At 72.2% G+C, this 20,803-nt stretch carries 20 protein-coding genes and 2 pseudogenes; 11 read left to right on the top strand and 11 right to left on the bottom strand.

The window, feature by feature from the left end; genetic code table 11:
- Positions 1–64 precede the first annotated feature (64 nt).
- On the top strand, positions 65–772 hold the full coding sequence (locus tag ACF07S_RS09250; protein ID WP_391963912.1) for a phosphatase PAP2 family protein: 708 nt from the start codon (positions 65–67) through the stop codon (positions 770–772).
- A gap of 21 nt (positions 773–793) precedes the next feature.
- Here the strand turns inward: ACF07S_RS09250 and ACF07S_RS09245 are convergent, their stop codons facing one another.
- Both ACF07S_RS09245 and ACF07S_RS09240 read right to left on the bottom strand, forming a co-directional pair.
- Positions 794–2,350, bottom strand: coding sequence for an FAD-binding oxidoreductase (locus ACF07S_RS09245; protein ID WP_391973798.1), 1,557 nt, complete (start codon positions 2,348–2,350; stop codon positions 794–796).
- Between the two features lie 183 nt (positions 2,351–2,533).
- On the bottom strand, positions 2,534–2,695 hold the full coding sequence (locus tag ACF07S_RS09240) for a hypothetical protein (protein ID WP_391963910.1): 162 nt from the start codon (positions 2,693–2,695) through the stop codon (positions 2,534–2,536).
- Between the two features lie 105 nt (positions 2,696–2,800).
- Here ACF07S_RS09240 and ACF07S_RS09235 point away from each other — a divergent pair, with 105 nt between their 5' ends.
- The 6 genes and pseudogenes from ACF07S_RS09235 (at position 2,801) to ACF07S_RS09210 (ending at position 5,765) form a co-directional block, all read left to right on the top strand.
- The gene (locus tag ACF07S_RS09235) at positions 2,801–3,643 is read left to right on the top strand and encodes a hypothetical protein (protein ID WP_391973797.1); all 843 of its coding nucleotides are present in this window, start codon (positions 2,801–2,803) and stop codon (positions 3,641–3,643) included.
- A gap of 125 nt (positions 3,644–3,768) precedes the next feature.
- A pseudogene (locus ACF07S_RS09230) lies at positions 3,769–3,885 on the top strand (dihydrofolate reductase family protein); the annotation flags it as partial.
- Positions 3,886–4,353: 468 nt separating this feature from the next.
- On the top strand, positions 4,354–4,725 hold the full coding sequence (locus tag ACF07S_RS09225) for a phage holin family protein (protein WP_391973822.1): 372 nt from the start codon (positions 4,354–4,356) through the stop codon (positions 4,723–4,725).
- Positions 4,722–5,237, top strand: a complete 516-nt coding sequence (locus tag ACF07S_RS09220; RefSeq protein ID WP_391963908.1) for a DUF3618 domain-containing protein — start codon at positions 4,722–4,724, stop codon at positions 5,235–5,237. Before ACF07S_RS09225 ends, ACF07S_RS09220 begins: the two co-directional genes overlap by 4 nt.
- 14 nt (positions 5,238–5,251) lie before the next feature.
- Positions 5,252–5,442, top strand: a pseudogene (locus ACF07S_RS09215) (ISAzo13 family transposase); the annotation flags it as partial.
- 119 nt (positions 5,443–5,561) lie between these two features.
- Positions 5,562–5,765, top strand: coding sequence for a hypothetical protein (locus tag ACF07S_RS09210; protein ID WP_391963907.1), 204 nt, complete (start codon positions 5,562–5,564; stop codon positions 5,763–5,765).
- A 24-nt stretch (positions 5,766–5,789) separates the two neighbouring features.
- On the opposite strand, the gene ACF07S_RS09205 is transcribed toward ACF07S_RS09210, so the two are convergent.
- Complete coding sequence (locus ACF07S_RS09205; RefSeq protein ID WP_391973796.1) at positions 5,790–6,176, bottom strand: metal-sensitive transcriptional regulator; 387 nt, start codon at positions 6,174–6,176, stop codon at positions 5,790–5,792.
- A 239-nt stretch (positions 6,177–6,415) separates the two neighbouring features.
- Here ACF07S_RS09205 and ACF07S_RS09200 point away from each other — a divergent pair, with 239 nt between their 5' ends.
- Both ACF07S_RS09200 and pitH read left to right on the top strand, forming a co-directional pair.
- Positions 6,416–7,036, top strand: coding sequence for a DUF47 domain-containing protein (locus ACF07S_RS09200; protein WP_391963905.1), 621 nt, complete (start codon positions 6,416–6,418; stop codon positions 7,034–7,036).
- 7 nt (positions 7,037–7,043) lie between these two features.
- Positions 7,044–8,042, top strand: a complete 999-nt coding sequence (gene pitH / locus ACF07S_RS09195) for a low-affinity phosphate transporter PitH (RefSeq protein WP_391973795.1) — start codon at positions 7,044–7,046, stop codon at positions 8,040–8,042.
- Between the two features lie 244 nt (positions 8,043–8,286).
- On the opposite strand, the gene pstB is transcribed toward pitH, so the two are convergent.
- The 8 genes from pstB to mshD form a co-directional block, all read right to left on the bottom strand.
- A complete protein-coding gene (gene pstB / locus ACF07S_RS09190) occupies positions 8,287–9,063 on the bottom strand; it encodes a phosphate ABC transporter ATP-binding protein PstB (protein ID WP_391973794.1) in 777 nt (258 codons plus the stop codon).
- A 50-nt stretch (positions 9,064–9,113) separates the two neighbouring features.
- Positions 9,114–10,175 carry a phosphate ABC transporter permease PstA gene (gene pstA, locus ACF07S_RS09185; protein ID WP_391973793.1) on the bottom strand — a complete coding sequence of 354 codons (1,062 nt, stop codon included), beginning with the start codon at positions 10,173–10,175 and terminating at the stop codon, positions 9,114–9,116.
- A complete protein-coding gene (gene pstC / locus ACF07S_RS09180; RefSeq protein ID WP_391963901.1) occupies positions 10,172–11,179 on the bottom strand; it encodes a phosphate ABC transporter permease subunit PstC in 1,008 nt (335 codons plus the stop codon). Before pstC ends, pstA begins: the two co-directional genes overlap by 4 nt.
- Positions 11,180–11,312: 133 nt before the next feature.
- Positions 11,313–12,443 carry a phosphate ABC transporter substrate-binding protein PstS gene (pstS, locus tag ACF07S_RS09175; protein WP_391963900.1) on the bottom strand — a complete coding sequence of 377 codons (1,131 nt, stop codon included), beginning with the start codon at positions 12,441–12,443 and terminating at the stop codon, positions 11,313–11,315.
- A gap of 193 nt (positions 12,444–12,636) precedes the next feature.
- On the bottom strand, positions 12,637–13,116 hold the full coding sequence (locus ACF07S_RS09170) for an NUDIX hydrolase (RefSeq protein ID WP_391963899.1): 480 nt from the start codon (positions 13,114–13,116) through the stop codon (positions 12,637–12,639).
- Positions 13,117–13,127: 11 nt separating this feature from the next.
- Positions 13,128–14,387 (bottom strand): CHAD domain-containing protein, encoded by a 1,260-nt coding sequence (locus ACF07S_RS09165; protein WP_391973792.1) that lies wholly within the window; start codon positions 14,385–14,387, stop codon positions 13,128–13,130.
- A complete protein-coding gene (locus tag ACF07S_RS09160; RefSeq protein ID WP_391963897.1) occupies positions 14,368–16,599 on the bottom strand; it encodes an RNA degradosome polyphosphate kinase in 2,232 nt (743 codons plus the stop codon). The genes ACF07S_RS09165 and ACF07S_RS09160 overlap by 20 nt, the downstream gene beginning before the upstream one ends.
- A 416-nt stretch (positions 16,600–17,015) precedes the next feature.
- Positions 17,016–17,951, bottom strand: coding sequence for a mycothiol synthase (gene mshD, locus ACF07S_RS09155; RefSeq protein ID WP_391973791.1), 936 nt, complete (start codon positions 17,949–17,951; stop codon positions 17,016–17,018).
- Positions 17,952–18,155: 204 nt separating this feature from the next.
- Between mshD and ACF07S_RS09150 the strand changes: the two genes are divergently transcribed.
- Both ACF07S_RS09150 and ACF07S_RS09145 read left to right on the top strand, forming a co-directional pair.
- A complete protein-coding gene (locus ACF07S_RS09150) occupies positions 18,156–19,973 on the top strand; it encodes a bifunctional metallophosphatase/5'-nucleotidase (RefSeq protein ID WP_391973790.1) in 1,818 nt (605 codons plus the stop codon).
- 202 nt (positions 19,974–20,175) lie between these two features.
- On the top strand, positions 20,176–20,721 hold the full coding sequence (locus ACF07S_RS09145; protein WP_391963894.1) for a GNAT family N-acetyltransferase: 546 nt from the start codon (positions 20,176–20,178) through the stop codon (positions 20,719–20,721).
- Positions 20,722–20,803 lie beyond the last annotated feature (82 nt).

Genomic DNA, 20,803 nt, shown 5'->3' with positions numbered 1-20,803 from the left:
CGGGGGTGGCAGGAGCAGCGTGCGCACCGTGCGCCGGGACAGATGATGAAGGGGCCGCAGCACCATGGCTGGACTCGCCGATTCCGGATCGAACCCCGACGTCGACCTGCTCTATGACATCAACGGCCTGGCCAAGGACGCGCCGCCGTGGTTCGACCGGATCATGGAGTTCGTCGGCGAGTACGGGCTGCTGTTCGCCATGGTGCTGCTGGTGCTGTGGTGCTGGTGGACCGTGCGTCGGCGGGGCGGGGAGGACGCGGCTCCCTCCGTCGCGGCGCTGGTGTGGGCACCGCTCGCGGCCGGTGTCGCGGTGCTGGTGAACGTGCCGATCCGGGGATTCGTGGAGCGGCCCCGGCCGTTCAACGACCACCAGGGCCTGGAAGTCCTCGTCCAGGGCAAGACCGACTACTCCTTCGTCAGCGACCACGCGACGATCACCATGGCGCTGGCGGTCGGACTGTTCGTGGCCAACCGCAGGTTCGGGCTCGTCGGCCTCGGGATCGCGCTGCTCGAAGGCTTCTGCCGCGTCTACATGGGCGTGCACTACCCGACGGACGTCGTGGGCGGGCTGGCGCTCGGCACGGCGGTCGCACTGCTGCTGTCGCCGCTCGCCATGGCCCTGCTGACGCCGGTCATGCGGGCGATCGAGCGGTCGCCGCGGGCCGGTGCGCTGATCAGGGCGCGGGGCCGGCACCACGCCGAGGAGGGCCGCGTGGCCGCGGGAACGCACAGCGGGACGCCGGAGGCGGAGGAGCGGGACCTGGCGGCCTGACCGCCCGAGCCGCCTCCCGGCTCACAGGGCCTGGGGGTAGGTGAAGACGCGGTCCGGGTCGTAGCGCTGCTTGAGCCGGGTCAGGCGGGGGCCCGCGTCGCCGTAGTAGGCGCGGCGCCAGTCGGTGAGGGTGGGGTCGCAGTAGTTCTGGTAGGCCGCGCCCGACGCGTGCGGGCGCATGGCCCGGTGGGCCGACGCCAGCCAGGACTCGGCGGCGGAACCGGATCCGTGCGGACTCCAGGACGCGATGTACTGGGCCAGCATGCGGGAGCGGCGGTGGACGAACGCCGTGGCCGTCGGCGCGATCCGGTTGACGGCCCCGCCGAGGGCCGTGAACACGATGCTGCCCGAACCGCCGCGTACGGCCTGGACCTGGGCGAGCAGGGTGCGGATGCCGCCGGCGTCGAGCGGGCGGTCGAAGAAGTCGGAGCGGGCGGAGTAGGTCTCGCGGTCCAGGGCTCCCCCGGGGGAGCGGCCCGGAGTCGTTCCGGGGAGGTGGCACCGCGCGTCGTCGGTGAAGGACGCGCAGCCGGCGTACAGCTCCATGGACTCCTTGAAGGAGCGGGGGCGCAGTGAGACGCCGCTCGCGGAGGCGCCGGCGCGGTCGGCCAGGCGGTCGACGGCGTCCTGCAGTTCGCCGTACGTGCCGAGGGAGAACACGGTGACGGAGACGGTGGGGGCGCCGCCGGCGGTGTGGTCCAGGTGGAGCGAGGACCAGATCTCGTCGGGCTGGTCCGGGCCCCATTCCTGCCAGGCGCCGAACACGGCGGCGGCTTTCGGCCACGCCCAGGTCAGACGGCCGGTGACGCTCCGGGGGGCCGGGTGGGTGGTGAAGCGCAGCTCCGTGACGATGCCGAAGTGGGCGTTGCCGGCGCCGCGCAGGGCCCAGAAGAGGTCCTCGTTCTCGGCGGAGTTGACGGTCAGTTCCCTGCCGTCGGCGGTGATCAGGGTGGCCTGGATCAGGTTGTCGCAGGTCAGACCGTAGGCGCGGCTGGTCATGCCGTGGCCGCCGCCGAGGGTGAGACCGGAGATGCCGACGGTGGGGCAGGAGCCGCCCGGGACGGTCACGCCCTGGGCGGCGAGGGCGCGGTAGACGTCGATGAGTTTGGCACCGGCGCCGATGACCGCCGTGCCGGCGCTGACGCGGACGTGGTCGAGGCTCGAGACGTCGATGATCAGGCGGTTGTCGCCGGAGGACCAGCCGGCGTAGGAGTGGCCGCCGTTGCGGACGGCGACGGGGACGGCGTGGGCGCGGGCGTGGGCGAGGGCGGTGCGGATGTCGTCGGCGTGGGCCGCGTAGGCGACGGCGGCGGGTTCGAGGGCGTCGAAGCGGGTGTTGTAGAGGCGGTGGGCCGACGGCCAGTCGGGGGTGTCCGGGCGGAACAGGGGGCCGTCGAGGTGGTGGGACAGGGCGGTCCAGTCGGCGGGGGCCGGGGGACGGGGGGTTCTGCGGGGGGTGGGTATCGCGGTGGGGCTGGTGGGGCTGGAGGCCGGTTCGGGGCGGGGCTCGTCGCCGGTGCAGGCGGATGTGGTGGTGAGCGCGGCTGCGGTGCCCGCGAGGAACGTGCGGCGTTCCATATGAGCCTTCCGGGGTCGGGTCGGGGCAGGGGGCGGGGCCGGGCCCGGGGTGCTGCGCGGCCCGGCGTTCGCGGGTGCCGCCGCGCCCACCCGTGCCGCCCGGCGGCACGACTGTCCCCGGCCACGGGATACCGACTGCCCGCGGCAGCCGGTGGTACGACTGCCCGCGGCCGCCGCGGGTGGTCACTCGGTGGTGTGGTTCTCGGCGTCCGTGCGGGCCTGGCTCCGGGCTCTTCGGGCCGGGCCCCGCCAGCCGCAGGTGCAGCGGGCCACGCAGAAGGGACCCTGCTCGGTGGTGGTCGTGCTGTGCCGGCCGGGGGCTGCCTCGTCATCCTGGTGCGCCACGTCGACAACCGTAGCGCTCCCGCGTGTCCGCGTGACGGGGTCACTTACCGGTCGTTAACCGGATCGACAAGCGGCCCGGTCGGACGGAGCGGGAGTGGACAGGCGATGGTTCGACGGCAGCAGCACGGGCGGATGGACGGCGTGATGGTCGCGGTCGGGGCCGTGGGCTGTCTGGGGTTCGGGGCCGTGGCCTGTGCGAGCGGCGGTGCCGTGACCGGGGGCGCCCCCGCCGGGGACCCGGTGCGGGTGCTGCACCGCGCCGCCGACGCGCTCGTCGCGGCCGGGAGTTCCAAGGCCACGACGTCCCTGGAGATGGCGACCGGCGGGACCCGGGTCACCATCCGGGGCGAGGGGGTGTACGACTACCGCAAGCGGCTCGGCCGGCTGAGGGTGCTGCTGCCGCAGGACCCGGCGGGGGCCGCGGCGCGGCGGCCCATCACCGAACTGCTCGCCCCCGGGGCGCTCTTCATGAAGAACCGGGGCGCCGGGGTGCCCGCCGACAAGTGGGTGCGCGTGGACACCGGGACCTTGTCCGACGGCAACCTCGTCACCGGCGGGGCCACCGATCCGTTCGCCGCGGCCGAGGTGCTGCGCGGGACCCGCTCGGCGCGGTTCGTGGGGCGGACCGAGGTCGCGGGCACCGGGGTGCGCCACTACCGGGGCACGGCCGATCTGGGGAAGGCCGCGCGGGCGGCCTCGGAGGCGAACCGGGGACCGCTGGGCGCGGCGGCGAGCGGGTTCGCCACGGCCCGGGTGCCGTTCGACGCCTACCTCGACGACCGGGGCCGGATCCGCAAGGTCCGGCACCGGTTCAGCTTCGTCAACGGCCGGCAGGACGTGCCGGTCGAGGTCGCCTCGACGACGCTGCTGTACGACTTCGGGACGCCGGCCGACGTACGGCTGCCCGAGGGCGGGGACATCTACGCGGGCCGCATCGCCGCGGAGTGACCGGCCCGAACCGGTGCTCCGACCGGGACGGTTCGCCGGGTCGGCGATGGGGACGGTGGGCCGGGCGGTGGCGCGTCCGCCGCGACTTGTGCGAAGGATCACGACGGTCACCCCGGATGCCGTCCGGCAAGGACGTCCGGCTCGGCGGCGGGGCCACCACCATTCGGCAGTTCCTCGACACCGACCTCGTCGACACCCTGCACGTGGCGGTCTCGCCGGTGAAGCTCGGATCCGGGCTGCGAAGGCGAGGGGGCGGCCGCCCCGGCGGATGCCCTCGTCGCTGCGGATGCGGGCGCGTTCCCCGTGCTGGGCGGCGAGTACGCCGGGGCGGGCGGCACGGACCGACTTGAGCGCGGCCAGGGTGTGGGCGGTGCCCTCGGCTCGGCGGCTGACGCCCCGCGGGCGGTCGTCGCCGACGGCGCGGCAGCCGTGGCAGCAGGTGACGCCGTGGGCGCGGCGGCAGGCCGCGGTGGGCCGGATCCCCTGGCGGCCCGGACGCGTCGAGGACGAGGACGAAGACGAGGCCGGGGAAAGCGACCTAGACGAAGCCGTTCGGGGTACCCGTCCCATCGACCGGAGAGCGACCGGGACGACGCTCACGGTGGACCGGAGAGCAGGGACGAGACGGAGGGGAGGTGATCGCTGTGTCGGGTACGCAACCGCGCTCCACCGCATTCGAACGGCAGGCACACAGTGCCGGCGATGAGCCGGTGAGTGAGCTGGTGCAGCGGGCCTCGCAGCAGTTGGCCGAGCTGGTGCGCGGCGAACTGCGGCTGGCGCAGGCGGAGATGAAGGAGAAGGGCAAACGCTACGGCAAGGGCGGCGGCCTGTTCGGCGGCGCCGGCGTCGTCGGCTTCCTGATGCTGCAGGCGCTGGTCGCCACCGCGATCGCGGCACTGGCGGTGCCGCTGCCGGTCTGGGCGGCGGCGCTGATCGTCACCGCGGTGCTGGGTGTGATCGCAGCGGTGATGGCCATGAGGGGGAAGAAGCAGGTCGAACAGGCCGCACCACCCACGCCGGAGCAGACGATCGAGAACGTCAAGGCCGACGTGGCCGAGATCAAGGAGAGTGCACACCGATGACCCAGCCGCCCCACGACGAGCCCACCGCCTCCAGCCCCGAGGAGCTGCGCGAACAGGTCGACCGGACCCGTATCGAACTCGGCAAGACGGTCGAGGCGCTGGCGGCGAAGGCGGACGTCAAGACCCGCGCCCAGGAGAAGGCCGCCGAGATCAGGGAACAGGCCGCCGCCAAGGCCGGCGAGCTGCAGGAACAGGCCGGTGCGAAGGCCGGGGAGCTGAAGGAACAGGCCGGTGCGAAGGCCGGGGAGCTGAAGGCGAAGGCCGCCGACCTGACACACCAGGCACAGGACAAACTGCCCGATCCGGTCAAGGAGAAGACCGCCCGGGCCGCCGAGCAGATTCGGTCCGGAGCCGCCCAGGCCGGTCGGCTGTGGGAGGACAAGGCGCCCGAGCCGGTGCGGCAGAGGACGGCCCAAGGGGTGCAGCTGGCGCGGGACAACCGCAACCTGCTGCTCGCGGCCGCGGGCGTGGCCGTCGTCGTCCTGCTGGCCTGCCGCCGCCGGAAGGGGTGACCGCTGCTTCCGGTGTCGTCGGTGCGAGCACCGTCGCTCGTGGGATCGCCGAGCTGCCGGGGTGCCCGTTGCCGACCGGGCGGATCCGGGCTCCGGGAGCCGGCCGCAGGCCCCCGACGGTCACCGTTCCCGGTCTGCTGCCGGCGCCCGGGGGACTGATCGAGCACTGACGCGGGGCGAACCGGCCTCGCCCCGCGTCAGGTGGCGGTCGGGCCCACCGCCGGGCGGTGGGGGCGGGACCCGGCGGAACAACTAGCCCTTCCGGGCCATGCGCGGGGCACAGGACGCTCCCTACCCTAGGAAGTCGGTGACGACGGAGATGAGGTGAGGCGCGTGGCTCTGCTCAGGGGCGGGACGGTTCAGGACCACGTGGCGCTCGCCGAGATCGAGCTGTGCGGAGAGCTGATCATCGCGGCCTCCGCCGCCGAGGACCGGCTCAGCCTGGAGAGCATCGACGAGGTGCTGAGGGTGGCCGAGGCGCGGGCGGAGTCCGCCGAGGAGCCGAGCCGGTACGGGAACCGGTACTGACACCGCTGCCGGAGCCGGAACCGGTCAGGTCCGCATCATGCGGGCGATGGCTTGCGTCGCCTCCTTGACCTTCGCGTCGATCTCGTCGCCGCCCTTGACGGCCGCGTCCGCGACGCAGTGGCGCAGGTGCTCCTCGAGCAGTTGCAGCGCGAACGACTGCAGGGCCTTGGTGGAGGCGGACACCTGGGTGAGTATGTCGATGCAGTAGACGTCCTCGTCGACCATCCGCTGCAGGCCGCGGATCTGCCCCTCGATGCGGCGCAGGCGCTTGAGGTGCTCGTGCTTCTGCTCGTGGTAGCCGTGGACCCCGCGGTCGTGGCCGGTCACGGTCTCGGTCGCGTCGGTCGCGTCGGTCGCATCGGTCGTGTCCGGGGACGCGGGCGCGTCCGCGCCGGTCTCGGTGGTCGTCATCGCGTCCTCCTGGTGTGCTGACCGCCGACATATACCCCTGGTGGGTATATGGTAGCGAACTTCGCTGGGTATAGACCTCTTGGCCGATGCCATGCGCCGCGGCCGGAAACGGACCACGAACCGCCCCCCTGCCCATCACTCTGCCTGATGGGCGACACTGGAGGGCGGCCCGTGACACGTGGCCGGATGATGCGCCTAGCATCAGCCTGACCGAAACCGATGCTTACCGAGGACCCCACGTGCGCTTTCGTCTGACCCCCAGGGAGACGAGCTTCTACGACATGTTCGCCGCGTCCGCGGACAACATCGTCACGGGCTCGAAACTCCTGATGGAACTGCTCGGGGCGGACCCCTCCGCCCGGGCCGAGATCGCAGAGCGTATGCGGGCCGCGGAACACGCAGGTGACGACGCCACACACGCGATCTTCCACCAGTTGAACTCCTCGTTCATCACGCCCTTCGACCGCGAGGACATCTACTCCCTCGCGTCGTGCCTCGACGACATCATGGACTTCATGGAGGAGGCCGTCGACCTGGTCGTCCTCTACAACGTCGAGGACCTGCCCAAGGGCGTCGAGCAGCAGATCGAGGTGCTGGCGCGGGCCGCGGAACTGACCGCGGAGGCCATGCCGCACCTGCGCACCATGGAGAACCTCACCGAGTACTGGATCGAGGTCAACCGGCTGGAGAACCAGGCCGACCAGATCCACCGCAAGCTGCTGGCCCACCTCTTCAACGGCAAGTACGACGCGATCGAGGTGCTGAAGCTGAAGCAGATCGTGGACGTACTGGAGGAGGCGGCCGACGCCTTCGAGCACGTGGCGAACACGGTGGAGACCATCGCCGTCAAGGAGTCCTGAGCCGTTCATGGACACCTTCGCTCTGGTCGTGACCATCGGGGTCGCGCTCTTCTTCACGTACACCAACGGCTTCCACGACTCGGCGAACGCGATCGCGACGTCCGTGTCGACGCGCGCGCTCACCCCGCGTGCGGCGCTCGCGATGGCGGCCGTGATGAACCTGGCCGGCGCGTTCATGGGTTCCGGGGTCGCCAAGACGGTCAGCGAGGGGCTGATCCAGACGCCCGAGGGTTCGAAGGGGATGGGCATCCTCTTCGCGGCGCTGGTGGGCGCGATCGTCTGGAACCTGATCACCTGGTACTTCGGGCTGCCGTCCTCGTCGTCCCACGCGCTGTTCGGCGGCATGGTGGGCGCGGCGCTGGCCGGCGGGACGACGGTGTACTGGCACGGGGTGGTCGACAAGGTCGTCATCCCCATGTTCGTGTCGCCCGTGGTCGGTATGCTCGCCGGTTACCTCGTGATGACGGCGATCCTGTGGATATTCCGGCGGGCCAATCCGCACAAGGCCAAGCGGGGCTTCCGCATCGCCCAGACGGTGTCGGCGGCGGGGATGGCCCTCGGGCACGGTCTGCAGGACGCGCAGAAGACGATGGGCATCGTGGTGATGGCGCTGGTCATCGCCGACGTCGAGGACTACGGCGATCCGATCCCGGTGTGGGTGAAGATCGCCTGTGCGGTGATGCTGTCCGCGGGGACGTACGCGGGCGGCTGGCGGATCATGCGGACGCTGGGGCGGAAGATCATCGAGCTGGACCCGCCGCAGGGGTTCGCCGCGGAGACGACGGGGGCGTCGATCATGTTCGGGTCGGCGTTCCTGTTCCACGCGCCGATCTCCACGACGCACGTGATCACGTCGGCGATCATGGGCGTGGGGGCCACGAAGCGGGTCAACGCGGTGCGGTGGGGAGTCGCCAAGAACATCGTTCTCGGGTGGTTCATCACCATGCCGGCGGCCGCGGCGGTGGCCGCGTGTTCGTTCTGGCTGGTGAACCTGGCGTTCCTGTAGCGGCGGGTCCGCGCCGGGCCCCGGCGGGGGTGTGGCGCGGCCCGGCGTGTGCGGGGCGCCTCTCCCGGACTCCTCGAGCAGGGGACCCCACCCGCCCGTGCGGCCCGCCCGTGCCGCCCGGCGGGACGACCGCCCGCGGCGACGCGGGACGACCGGCGCATGGGGAAGGGCCCGCCCCCGGGAGCCGGGGGCGGGCCCTTTGCCTCGCGGTGGCACCGCCATGCAGCACCGCGAGGGGATCGGATCAGCCGAAGCGGCCGGAGATGTAGTCCTCCGTGGCCTGGACCGACGGGTTGGAGAAGATCCGCTCCGTGTCGTCGATCTCGATCAGCTTGCCGGGCTGGCCGACGGCCGCCAGGTTGAAGAACGCGGTGCGGTCGGAGACGCGGGCCGCCTGCTGCATGTTGTGCGTCACGATGACGATCGTGAAGCGCTCCTTCAGCTCGCCGATCAGGTCCTCGATGGCAAGGGTGGAGATCGGGTCGAGGGCGGAGCAGGGCTCGTCCATCAGCAGGACGTTCGGCTCGACCGCGATGGCGCGGGCGATGCACAGACGCTGCTGCTGACCACCGGAGAGGCCGGAGCCCGGCTTGTTCAGGCGGTCCTTGACCTCGTTCCAGAGGTTGGCGCCCTTGAGGGACTTCTCGACGACGTCGTCCAGCTCGGACTTCTTGTACTTGCCGTTCAGGCGCAGGCCCGCCGCCACGTTGTCGTACACGGACATCGTGGGGAACGGGTTCGGACGCTGGAAGACCATGCCGACCTCGCGCCGCACGGACACCGGGTCGATGGCGGTGCCGTACAGGTTCTCGTCGTCGAGCATGACCTTGCCCTCGACCCGGCCGCCCGGCGTGACCTCGTGCATGCGGTTGAGCGTGCGCAGGAAGGTCGACTTGCCGCAGCCGGACGGGCCGATGAAGGCGGTCACGGAACGGGGTTCGACGGTCATCGAGATGTCCTCGATGGCCAGGAAGGAGCCGTAGTAGGCGTTGAGGCCGCTGACATCGATGCGCTTGGCCATGGGAATCACTGCTTCTTTCGGGTCGCTGACTTGGGTCGCCTATGGCCGCGTCAGCGACCGGACTTCGGGGCCTTCCAGCGGGCGATGCCGCGGGCCGCCAGGTTGAGGATCATGATGAACGCGATGAGCGTCAGGGCCGCCGCCCAGGCACGGTCGTAGGCCGCGCCGGAACCGCCGCTGTTGGCGTACTGCAGGTAGATGTACATCGGCAGCGACGCCTGCGGGTCGGAGAACGGGTTGGCGTTGATGAAGTTCGTGACCCAGACCAGCAGCAGCACGGGGGCGGTCTCACCGGTGATACGGGCGACCGCGAGCATCACGCCCGTGATGATGCCGCCGAGCGACGTCGGCAGGACCACCTTGAGGATGGTGCGCCACTTCGGCACGCCCAGCGCCAGCGACGCCTCGCGCAGCTCGTTCGGGACGAGCTTGAGCATCTCCTCGGTGGAGCGGACGACCACCGGGATCATCAGGATCGCCAGGGCCATGGAGCCGGCGAAGCCGGAGGGACCCATCTTCAGGATCAGGACCCAGAGGCTGAGGATGAACAGACCCGCGACGATCGACGGGATGCCCGTCATGACGTCGACGAAGAAGGTGACCGCCTTGGCCAGCTTGCCGCGGCCGTACTCGACCAGGTAGATCGCGGTCAGCACACCGATCGGCACGGAGATCAGGGCGGCCAGGCCGACCTGCTCCAGGGTGCCGAGGATGGCGTGGTAGATGCCGCCGCCGGGGTCGGTGTCGGCGACCACGCCCATGGAGTGGGTGAGGAAGTAGACGTCGAGGACCTTCACCCCGCGCTTGACCGTCTCCCAGATGAGGGAGGCCAGCGGGATGACGGCCATGAGGAAGGCGACCCACACCAGGCTGGTCGCGGTGCGGTCCTTGGCCTGGCGGCGGCCCTCGACCTTGGCGGAGATGGCGTAGGAGCCGGTGACGAAGAGGAGCGCGGCGATCAGGGCCCACTGGATGTCGCTGTGCAGGCCGGCCGCGGCGCTGACGCCGTAGCCCAGGGCGGCGGAGCCGGCGGCGACCGCCCAGGCGAACCACTTGGGCAGGGACGCGCCGCGCAGGGAGCTGCGCTGGGGGGAGAGGGTTGCGTTGCTCATGCGTTGGCCCCCGAGTACTCCTTGCGGCGAGCGATGATCAGGCGGGCCGCGCCGTTGACCAGCAGGGTGATGACGAAGAGCACCATGCCGGAGGCGATCAGCGCGTCCTGGCCCATCACGGTGGCCTCGTTGAACTTGCTGGCGATGTTCTGAGCGAAGGTGCCGCCGCCCGGGTCGAGCAGGCTGGCGCTGATGTCGAAGGACGGCGAGAGCACCATGGCCACGGCCATCGTCTCGCCGAGCGCGCGGCCGAGGCCCAGCATCGAGGCGGAGATGACGCCGGAGCGGCCGAAGGGCAGCACGGACATCCGGATGACCTCCCAGCGCGTGGCGCCGAGGGCCAGGGCCGCCTCCTCGTGCATCCGCGGGACCTGGCGGAAGACCTCGCGGCTCACGTTGGTGATGATCGGGAGGATCATCAGGGCCAGCAGGATGCCGACGGTGAACAGCGAACGCGGGGCGCCGCCGTGCCAGTCGAAGAAGCCGGTCCAGCCGAGGTAGTCGTCCAGCCAGCCGTAGAGGCCGGCCATGTGCGGCACGAGGACGAGCGCGCCCCACAGGCCGTAGACGATGGACGGGACGGCGGCGAGCAGGTCGACCACGTACGCGATGGTGCCGCCGAGGCGGCGCGGGGCGTAGTGCGTGATGAACAGGGCGATGCCGACCGCGATGGGGACCGCGATGACCATGGCGATGATCGATGACACGACGGTGCCGAAGGCCAGGACCGCGATGCCGAACTCCGGCGGGATGCCGCTGGGGTTCCACTCGAAGGTGGTGAAGAAGTTCGCCTCGTTCTCGCTGATGGCTATGGAGGCGCGGTAGGTCAGGAAGGCCGCGATGGCGGCCATGAGGGCCAGCACGAAGATGCCGGATCCGCGGGAGAACCCGAGGAAGATCCGGTCACCGGGGCGGGTGGCGCCGCGTGCGGCGTCCTTGCTCCCGGTCTCGGCCGGTGGTGTGGGGGCGGGGGGAGCGGTGAGGTTCTGTGTAGGCGTGTCCATCGGGTTCTCCGGTCTGCGGAGCCGCCGGTCGGGTCGGCTCGGTCGGAGCCGTCCGGGGGCCGGGGGCTCCTGATGGCGGTGCACCGGACGGTGCGGACCGGCCCCGCATCCGGGGCCGGTCCGCACACTCGGGTCAGCTCAGGCCCGAAATGGTCTCGCGGACCTTCGTGATGATCTCCTCGGGCATCGGGGCGTAGCCGGCCTCGGCCAGCAGGCCCTGACCGTCCTCGGAGGCCATGTAGTTCAGGAAGGACTTCGTGGCGGGCAGGGTCTCGGCCTTGTTGCCCTTGTCGCAGACGATCTCGTACGTCACCAGGACGATCGGGTAGGCGCCCTCGGCGGAGGGGGTGTAGTCCAGCTCCAGCGCGAGGTCCTTGCCGGTGCCGACGACCTTGGCGGCGCCGATGGCGGCGGTGGCGTTCTCGATGGTGGCCTCGACCGGCTCGGCGGCCTCGGTCTTGATGGAGACCGTGCTCATGCCGTCCTTGGCGTAGGACAGCTCCATGTAGGAGATGGCGCCGGAGGTCTGCTTCACCTGCTGGGCGACACCGGAGGAGCCCTGCGCGGACTGGCCGCCCTTGGCCTCCCAGGACTTGCCCGGCTCGTACGTCCAGTCCTTGGGCGCGGCGGCCTGGAGGTAGGTGGTGAAGTTGTCCGTGGTGCCGGACTCGTCCGAGCGGTGGAAGGCCTGGATCTTCAGGTCGGGAAGCTTGGCGTCGGGGTTGAGCTTGGCGATCGCCTCGTCGTTCCAGTTCGTGATCTTGGTGTCGAAGATCTTGGCGAGGGTCGACGCGTCCAGCACGAGGTTGTCGACGCCCGGGACGTTGTAGCCCACGGCGATCGGGCCGCCGACCATCGGCAGGTCGATGCCCTGGCCGTCCTTGCAGATCTCCTTCGACTGCGTGATCTCCTCGGCCTCCAGCGCGGAGTCCGAGCCGGCGAACGCGGTCTGGCCCTGGAGGAACGCGGTGATGCCGGCGCCCGAACCGGTCGGGTTGTAGTTGACCTGCACGCCCTTGCACGCCGCGGAGTACTGCTTGACCCAGGCGTCGATGGCGTTCTTCTGGGCCGAGGAGCCGGAGGCCTGGAGCTGGCCCTTCGCGTCACCGCAGTCGATGTTGCCGGCCTGCGCGGTCGCGGAGGCGTCGCCGCCGCTGCTGTTGCCGCCGGTGTCGTCGGAGCCGCACGCCGTGAGGGCCAGGGCGCCGGAGACGGCGAGAGCACCGAGAGCGAGGGCCCGCCGGTTCTTGCGCTGAAGCTTCACTTGAGTTCCTTCCAGTGGCCGCCGTCCTGAATTCGGCGGCGTGCGAAGTCGTGGTGATGCGTTTGCCTTTTCCCCGGGCCGTCCGCATCGCGTAAGGCCGAAATTAGGCAGATCAGGTGAAGCAGCCGATTGGCGTATATGAACGTGAGGTGAACCCCTGTGGACGGTGTGGTGAGGTCACGGAAGGCTCACGTCAAGGACACGGTCCGATACCGGGCGGAGACGGGACACTCCCCCGGCCCTGGCGCAGGGTGGACAGCAGCGCGTCCACCAGGGCGGCGTCCCCGGGCGCGGTGAGGCGGAGGCGGGCCGCGTCCGGGGGCAGCCAGAGGATCCGGTCGACCTCGTCGTTCGGGGTGAACGTGCCGGAGACGGCTTCGGCCGCCCAGTAGCGGACCCGCTTGGGGCGGCCGCCTGCCAGGTAGTGCACCGAGGGCAGCTCGGCGGCCGGGACGGCCGTGTGGCCCGTCTCCTCGGCGACCTCGCGCAGGGCGCCGGCCAGCGGGTCCTCGCCGCGCTTCAGTTTGCCCTTGGGCCAGGACCAGTCGTCGTACTTCGGCCGGTGGACGAGGCAGAGCTGCAGCTCCCCGGTCACCGGGGAGCCGCGCCACAGCACACAGCCGGCCGCCTGCACGGTGAGGGTGCGGTTCCTGGACGAACGCGGGGTGCTCACCGTGCGCCTCCCTAGGGCGTGCCGATGACGTGCTTCTGCCAACAGCGCTGGAACGCGTACCGCGCCGCCTCCACCTCGTGCCTCTGGTCGGCGTGGAGCACGCCCAGCGCGTAGGCCGTGGCGGGGGCGATGCGCGGGGTGCGCGCCGCGTGCGCGGCGGCCGCCGCCGCCTCGGAGGCGTCCCGGTGCCGGTCCAGGGCCTCGCCGGCGGTGAGCAGGCGCACGTCCACGGGCGGATCGCCGCCGTCGCCGGTGCCCAGCGCCTCGCGGGCGTAGCGGTGCAGGCGCAGCAGCAGACGGACCTGGTGCCAGGGCGCGTCCTGCGGGTGCGGGGCGGGGTCCGGGGACAGCCCGTGGATCAGCGCCTCGGCGTTGTACGGGCTGCCCGCGGTGAGCAGGGGCAGCGCGCCGACGGCGTCGGCGAGGCGCTCGCGCGCGGCCTCGGCCAGGGGGCGCAGGTCGGCGCCGGACGCGGCCGGGGTGAGCGGCACCTCGCTGGCCAGCACCGCGACCCGGTCGGCTATCCCGTGGAAGCGGGAGGAACCGAGGGCCTGGAGGGCGGTGGAGTGCGCGCGGGTCCTGGCCAGGGTCAGCTGCCGGTCCAGCAGCGCGCCGGCCTTGGCGGCACCGACGGTGAGGTTGCCGCGGTCCGGCGCCGGGACGGTGGCCGTCGCGGTCCACGGGGCGGCGGAGCCGCTGGGGCCGGGGGCCGCCGGGGCGTCCGGGCCCGGGTCGCCGCCGGCCGCGGGCGTGGTGCGGCCGGGGGTGCCGTGCGCGCCACCGGACGTGCGTGCGCTCACGGTGACCGCCGTACGCGCGGCCACGCCGGCCGCGTCCGGAGCGCGGCCGGCCGCGGTCGCCGGCGCACGCGCGGTGCCCTTGGGACTCGTGGTGCCCGGCCCCTGGGCCGCCGGGAGCGCCGTGGCCCCCGACAGCCGGTGCAGCGCGAGCAGCAGCCGCTCCAGCCGGGAGGCGCAGGCGTGCTCCAGCGCCAGCGTGCCGGAGACCCAGGCCAGTTCGGGGCGCATCGCCTCCGACCAGTCGGGGTCCAGCACCGGCTGGAAGGTGTGCAGGCTCGCGCTGATGCGGCGGGCCGCGCGGCGCAGTTCCCGGGCGGCCTCGGCGGACGCCTCCGACGTGGCCCCGCCCGCACCGCTCTCCCGGTGCAGGCGCAGCGCGCGCAGGAACTCGGTCGCCTGGGCCCTCAGATAGCCGGCCAGGGCCTCCGCGGGCACCGGAGCGGCCGTCGGATCAGGGTTTCGCTGTGCCACGCCGGCGCCTCCGGGCGTCTATGAGCATCTCCTGGACGTTGCGCAGGGGCTGGCCGTCCGCGTCCGTCGCGTGCCGGGTCCACTCGCCGTCCGGGCCGAGGTGCCAGGACGCCGTGGTGTCGGACATGCCGGTCTCCAGCATCCGGTGCAGAGTCGCCCGGTGGGCCGGGTCGGTGACCCGTACCAGTGCCTCTATACGGCGGTCGAGGTTGCGGTGCATCATGTCCGCGCTGCCGAACCACACCTCGGGCTCGCCGCCGTTGCCGAAGGCGAAGACGCGGGAGTGTTCGAGGAAGCGGCCGAGGATGGACCGGACCCGGATGTTCTCCGACAGGCCCGCGACGCCCGGCCGGATCGCGCAGATGCCGCGCACCCACACGTCCACCGGCACCCCCGCCTGCGACGCCCGGTAGCAGGCGTCGATGACGGCCTCGTCGACCAGCGAGTTGACCTTGATACGGACGAAGGCGGGGCGCCCGGCCCGGTGGTGCTGGGCCTCCTTCTCGATGCGCGAGATCAGCCCGTCGCGCAGGGACTTGGGGGCGACCAGCAGCCGCCGGTAGGTCTCCCGGCGGGAGTAGCCGGAGAGGCGGTTGAACAGGTCGGAGAGGTCGGCGCCGACCTGCTGGTCGGCGGTGAGCAGACCGAGGTCCTCGTAGAGGCGGGCCGTCTTCGGGTGGTAGTTGCCGGTGCCGACGTGGCTGTAACGCCGTAGCGTCTCGCCCTCCTGGCGGACCACCAGGGACAGCTTGCAGTGGGTCTTCAGGCCGACCAGCCCGTACACGACGTGGCAGCCGGCCTCCTCCAGCTTGCGCGCCCACTTGATGTTGGCGTGCTCGTCGAAGCGGGCCTTGATCTCGACCAGGACGAGGACCTGCTTGCCGGCCTCGGCGGCGTCGATGAGCGCGTCCACGATCGGCGAGTCGCCCGAGGTGCGGTACAGGGTCTGCTTGATGGCCAGGACGTCGGGGTCCTCGGCCGCCTGCTGCAGGAACGCCTGCACCGACGTGGAGAAGGAGTCGTAGGGGTGGTGCAGCAGCACGTCCCGGCTGCGCAGGGCGGCGAAGACGTCGGGCTGCGAGGCCGACTCGACCTCCGCCAGGTCGCGGTGGGTGCCGGCGATGAACTTCGGGTACTTCAGCTCGGGCCGGTCCAGTCCGTGGATGCGGAAGAGGCCGGTGAGGTCGAGCGGGCCCGGCAGCGGGTACACCTCCGCCTCGCTGACCTTCAGCTCGCGCACCAGCAGGTCGAGCACCTCACGGTCGATGGACTCCTCGACCTCCAGGCGCACCGGCGGCCCGAAGCGGCGCCGCATGAGCTCCCTCTCCAGGGCCTGGAGCAGGTTCTCGGCGTCGTCCTCCTCGACCTCGAGGTCCTCGTTGCGGGTGAGCCGGAAGGCGTGGTGCTGCAGCACCTCCATGCCCGGGAACAGCTCCTCCAGGTGGGCGGCGATGACGTCCTCGATGGGGACGTAGCGGCCGGGGGAGCTCTCCAGGAAACGGGAGAGCAGCGGCGGCACCTTGACCCGGGCGAAGTGCCGGTGGCCGGTGACCGGGTTGCGCACGACCACGGCCAGGTTCAGCGAGAGGCCGGATATGTACGGGAAGGGGTGTGCCGGGTCGACCGCCAGGGGGGTCAGGACGGGGAAGATCTGGTGCCGGAAGAGGGTGAACAGGCGGGCCTGCTCCTTCTCCGCCAGCTCCTTCCAGCGGACCAGGTGGATGCCCTCCTCCGCGAGTGCGGGGGCGACGTCCTCGTGGTAGCAGGCGGCGTGCCGGGCCATCAGCTCGCGGGAGCGGGCCCAGATCATCTCCAGCACCTCGCGCGGCTGGAGACCGGAGGCGGAGCGGGTGGCGACGCCGGTGGCGATACGGCGCTTGAGGCCGGCCACCCGGACCATGAAGAACTCGTCCAGGTTGCTGGCGAAGATCGCGAGGAAGTTCGCGCGCTCCAGCAGCGGGGTGGCCGGGTCCTCGGCGAGCTCCAGGACGCGTTCGTTGAACGCGAGCCAGCTGCGCTCCCGGTCGAGGAAGCGGCCCTGCGGCAGCTGGGGGCCGTCGAACGGGGACTCCTCGTACCCGTCGAGGTCCGCGTCGATGTCGGGTTCCAGGTCGGAGACCACCCCGGCCACGGTGTGCGGGCGGTGGGCGGCGATGGAGCCCACGGAGGGCTGCGGGTGCTGTACCTGTGCCTGGGCGTCGGGCTGGCTCATGTCCCCATTGTTCCGCGCCGGCGGCGACACGGGCGCGTCGGAAAGCGCGGCTGGGAGCGGTGGTGGCCCTGAGGCGTTCCCGTTCCCCCCGTTCACCCTTCGGGGCGGTGAAGGCTCTGGCGCGGCGGGATTCATTGAGCGAGCGTCGCAAGGCTGTCTGAATCAGTGGTTACGGAGACATGACGTCCGGGATAGCGGGGGGCGGCCCACGGGATTCGCGACCGCGCGTGCCCGCCCCCGGGGCGGAAGGCCACCGGGGGCGTCGGCCGGTTCCGCGCGGCATCCGTACGTGATGCCGCCGTCGCGCGGGCCGGCCGGCCGGTCGCCGTGGCCGGTCGCCGTGCCGTCGGCGGTGTGCGCGGCGGCGGGGGCGGGGTGCGCGACGGAACCCGTGCGGCGTTCGCTCCGCAGCGGGCTCAGGTCTCCGTCCGGTACATGAGGTCCACCTCGTGGGTGACGAAGCCCAGCCGTTCGTACACGGTGACCGCCGCCTTGTTGTCCGCGTCGACGTAGAGCATGGCCGTCGGCAGTCCCTTGCCCGCCAGGTGCCGCAGCCCGATCGTGGTGAGGGACTTGCCGAGGCCGCCGCCCTGGGCGTCGGGGCTCACCCCGAGGACGTACACCTCGCCCAGGCCTTCCCCGGGGTGCACCTTGGTCCAGTGGAAGCCGACGATCCGGCCCTCCTCGCCCGCGCGCTCGGCGAGGAAGAAGCCCTCGGGGTCGAACCACGGCTCGGCCTTGCGGTCGTCGAGGTCGCGCTGAGTGAGCGAGCCCTGTTCGGGGTGGTGGGCGAAGGCGGCGGCGTTCACCGCGAGCCAGGCCGCGTCGTCCCGTCCGGGCGCGAAGGCGCGCACGGTCACGCCCTCGGGCAGCACCGGGTCGGGCAGGTCGAGACCGGCCAACGGCCGCCGCATCTGCCGCAGTTCGCGGAACAGCGTCAGCCCGAGGACCTGCGCGAGGTGCCGGGCGGCGGAGTGGCCGCCGTGCGCCCACACCCGCAGCCGCTTGCCCGACGCGGCGAGCAGGGCGGCCCCGAGGGCCCGCCCGTGTCCGTTCCCCCGGTGCGCGGGACGCACCACCAGCTCCGCGGCCGGCGGCTCCACCGGATCGGTGTCCTCCAACTGGGCGTAGCCGACGAGGTCGTCGCCGACGGACAGCAGCAGGTGGGACACCCCGGCCCGCTCCCCGCCGCGCAGTTGCAGCCGCCCCTGTTCGGACACCGCCTGCTGCCCGTCGGACCGGGCGGCCTCCGCGAGCAGGACGAGGACCTCCTCGGTCTGCTCGGGGGAGAGCGCGGCATACGTCTGGAGCGAGCGGGAGCGGCCGGGCCGTGCGATGTCGTCGCTGGTCATGCGTACGAGGGTAAGGGGAGGGCGCGCGGAAACGCCGCGGTGCGGCGGTGGCCGGGGACACGCCGGGACCGCGCGGAAAGATAAACCAGGATGTAACCAAGCACCCCCTGTCGCGCTACGCGCGTTGACCCTAGGCTGCGCCGGGCGGCCCGCTGTCTCGCACGGCAGCCCCGTACCGGACCACGCACACCCACAGGGGAGCGCATGCCAGCCACATCCCCGGCGCACCACCAGCGCCGCAGACGCCGTACCAACCGTCTCCTCGCGACCGCCGCCGGCCTGGTCACCGCCGGCGCGCTGGCCGCGGCTGCGCTGCCCGGGTCGGCGAGCGCCGGCGAGAGCAAGGGCAAGCCGTCCGGCCACCCCGGCCGTTACCAGGACGTCCAGCTGCTCTCCTTCAACGACCTGCACGGCAACCTGGAGCCCCCGGCCGGCTCCTCGGGCCGGGTCACCGAGCACCAGCACGACGGCACGACGAGGACCGTCGACGCGGGCGGCGTGGAGTACCTCGCCACCCATCTGCGCAACGCCCGCGAGGGCAACCGCTACTCCGTCACCGCCGCCGGCGGCGACATGGTCGGCGCGTCCCCCCTGATGTCCGGCCTCTTCCACGACGAGCCCACCATCGAGGCGCTGAACAAGCTCGACCTGGACGTCACCGCGGTCGGCAACCACGAGTTCGACGAGGGCGCCGCCGAACTGGCCCGCCTGCAGAACGGCGGCTGCCACCCCACCGAGGGCTGCTACACCGACGAGGAGTTCGGCGGCGCCGACTTCCCGTACCTGGCGGCGAACGTCCTGGACGACAGGACCGGCAAGCCGGTCCTCGAGCCGTACTGGGTGTGGAAGAAGCAGGGCGTCAAGGTCGGCTTCATCGGCGTGACCCTCGAAGGCACCCCGGACATCGTCTCCGCCGAGGGCGTGAAGGGCCTCACCTTCAAGGACGAGGTCGAGACGGTCGACAAGTACGCCAAGGTGCTCCAGCGCCAGGGCGTGAAGTCGATCGTCGCGCTCATCCACGAGGGCGGCTTCCCGGCGTCCTCCGCCTACAACTACGACTGCGACTCCCCGGGCGCCGGCGACGGCATCTCCGGACCGATCGCGGACATCGCCAAGCAGATCACGCCCCAGGTGGACGCGCTGGTCACCGGCCACACCCACAACGCGTACGCGTGCACGATCCCCGACCCGGCGGGCAAGCCCCGCACGGTCACCTCGGCCGCGTCGTTCGGCCGCCTCTACACCGACACCACGCTGACCTACGACCGTGCCACCGGCGACATCGCCCGTACGGCCGTGAAGTCCGCGAACCACGTCGTCACCCGGGACGTCCCCAAGGCGCCCGACATGACCGCGCTGATCGACAAGTGGAACACCCTCGCCGCCCCCATCGGCAACCGGCCGATCGGCTACGTCTCCGGTGACATCGACCGCAACGGCACCGAGTCCCCGCTCGGCGACCTGATCGCCGACGCGCAACTGGCGTACGCCAGGAAGCTGGACCCGGCGACGGCGCTGGCGCTGATGAACCCCGGCGGCATCCGCGCGCCCCTGACCTACGCGGCCGGCGGCGCCGAGGGCGACGGTGTGGTGACGTACGCGGAGGGCTTCACCGTCCAGCCCTTCGCCAACACCGTCAACCTCCAGGACTTCACGGGCGCCCAGCTGGTCCAGGTCCTCAAGGAGCAGGTGAGCGGCTCCAACCAGGCCGCCCCGAAGATCCTCCAGCCCTCCGGGGGCCTGACCTACACCCTGGACCTGACGAAGTCCGGCGCGGACCGCGTCGTCACGGACTCCATCCGGCTGAACGGCTCCGCGATCGACCCGGCCGCCACCTACCGCGTCGCCGCGAACAGCTTCCTCGCGGGCGGCGGCGACGGCTTCCCGACCCTGGGCCAGGGCACGAACGACCTGGTCGGCGAGGACGACCTGACCGCCCTCGAGCAGTACCTGACCGCCAACTCCTCGGCGGCGAACCCGATCGCCCCGCCGAAGGCGGACCGCGTCACGATCGTGCGGTGACCACCGGCGGGGCCGGTACGAGGCGGGTTCACCCCCTCGTACCGGCCCCGCCGCATGCCCGGCCCCTGCCCCGCCCTGCCCCACGAACGCCCCTACGCCCGTCCCCCGGCCGGCGGCCGGACCACCGCCGGCCGACACCACGACCCCGCGGCGGACGCAAAAGGGATTGCCCCGGGCCGTCGGCTCGCCTTGGCTGGGCACCATGACCGCACTGCGCACCGATCGCCTCCTCCTGCGCCGATGGCGCGGCTCCGACCTCGCCCCGTGGGCGGCGATGAACGCCGACCCCGAGGTCCGGGAGCACCTGGGCGAACCGCTCACCCGCGAACAGAGCGACGCCTCGGTGGCGCGGTTCCAGGCCGAGTTCGACCGGCGGGGCCACGGGTGGTGGGCGGTCGAGGTGCGGGAGACGGGCGAGTTCATCGGCTTCGCGGGACTGGACCGGGTCGACGAGGGCATGCCGTTCACCGGAGTGGAGATCGGCTGGCGGCTCGCCCGCCCGGCCTGGGGCAAGGGCTACGCCACCGAGGCCGCGCTGACCGTCCTGGCCCACGGCTTCGGCGCCCTCGGACTCCCCGAGATCCTCGCCGTGACGACGGCCGCCAACCACCGCTCCCGGGCGGTGATGCGCCGCATCGGCATGACCCGGGACCCGGCCGACGACTTCGACGACCCCGCCGCGCCCGAAGGACCCCTGCGCCCGAACGTGCTGTACCGCGCCGCCCGCGGCCCCGGAGCGAAGCGGTGACCTCCCGGCCGCACGGTACGGCCCGGCCGCCGTGCTCCCGTGCTCGGCAGCGGAAGCCGAGCACGCCGGAGCCGGGGCGCGC

The sequence above is a fragment of the Streptomyces sp. NPDC016640 genome (assembly GCF_043076215.1).
In the GTDB taxonomy this organism is placed as follows: Bacteria; Actinomycetota; Actinomycetes; order Streptomycetales; family Streptomycetaceae; genus Streptomyces.
This window is presented reverse-complemented; position numbering and strand designations above follow the sequence as displayed.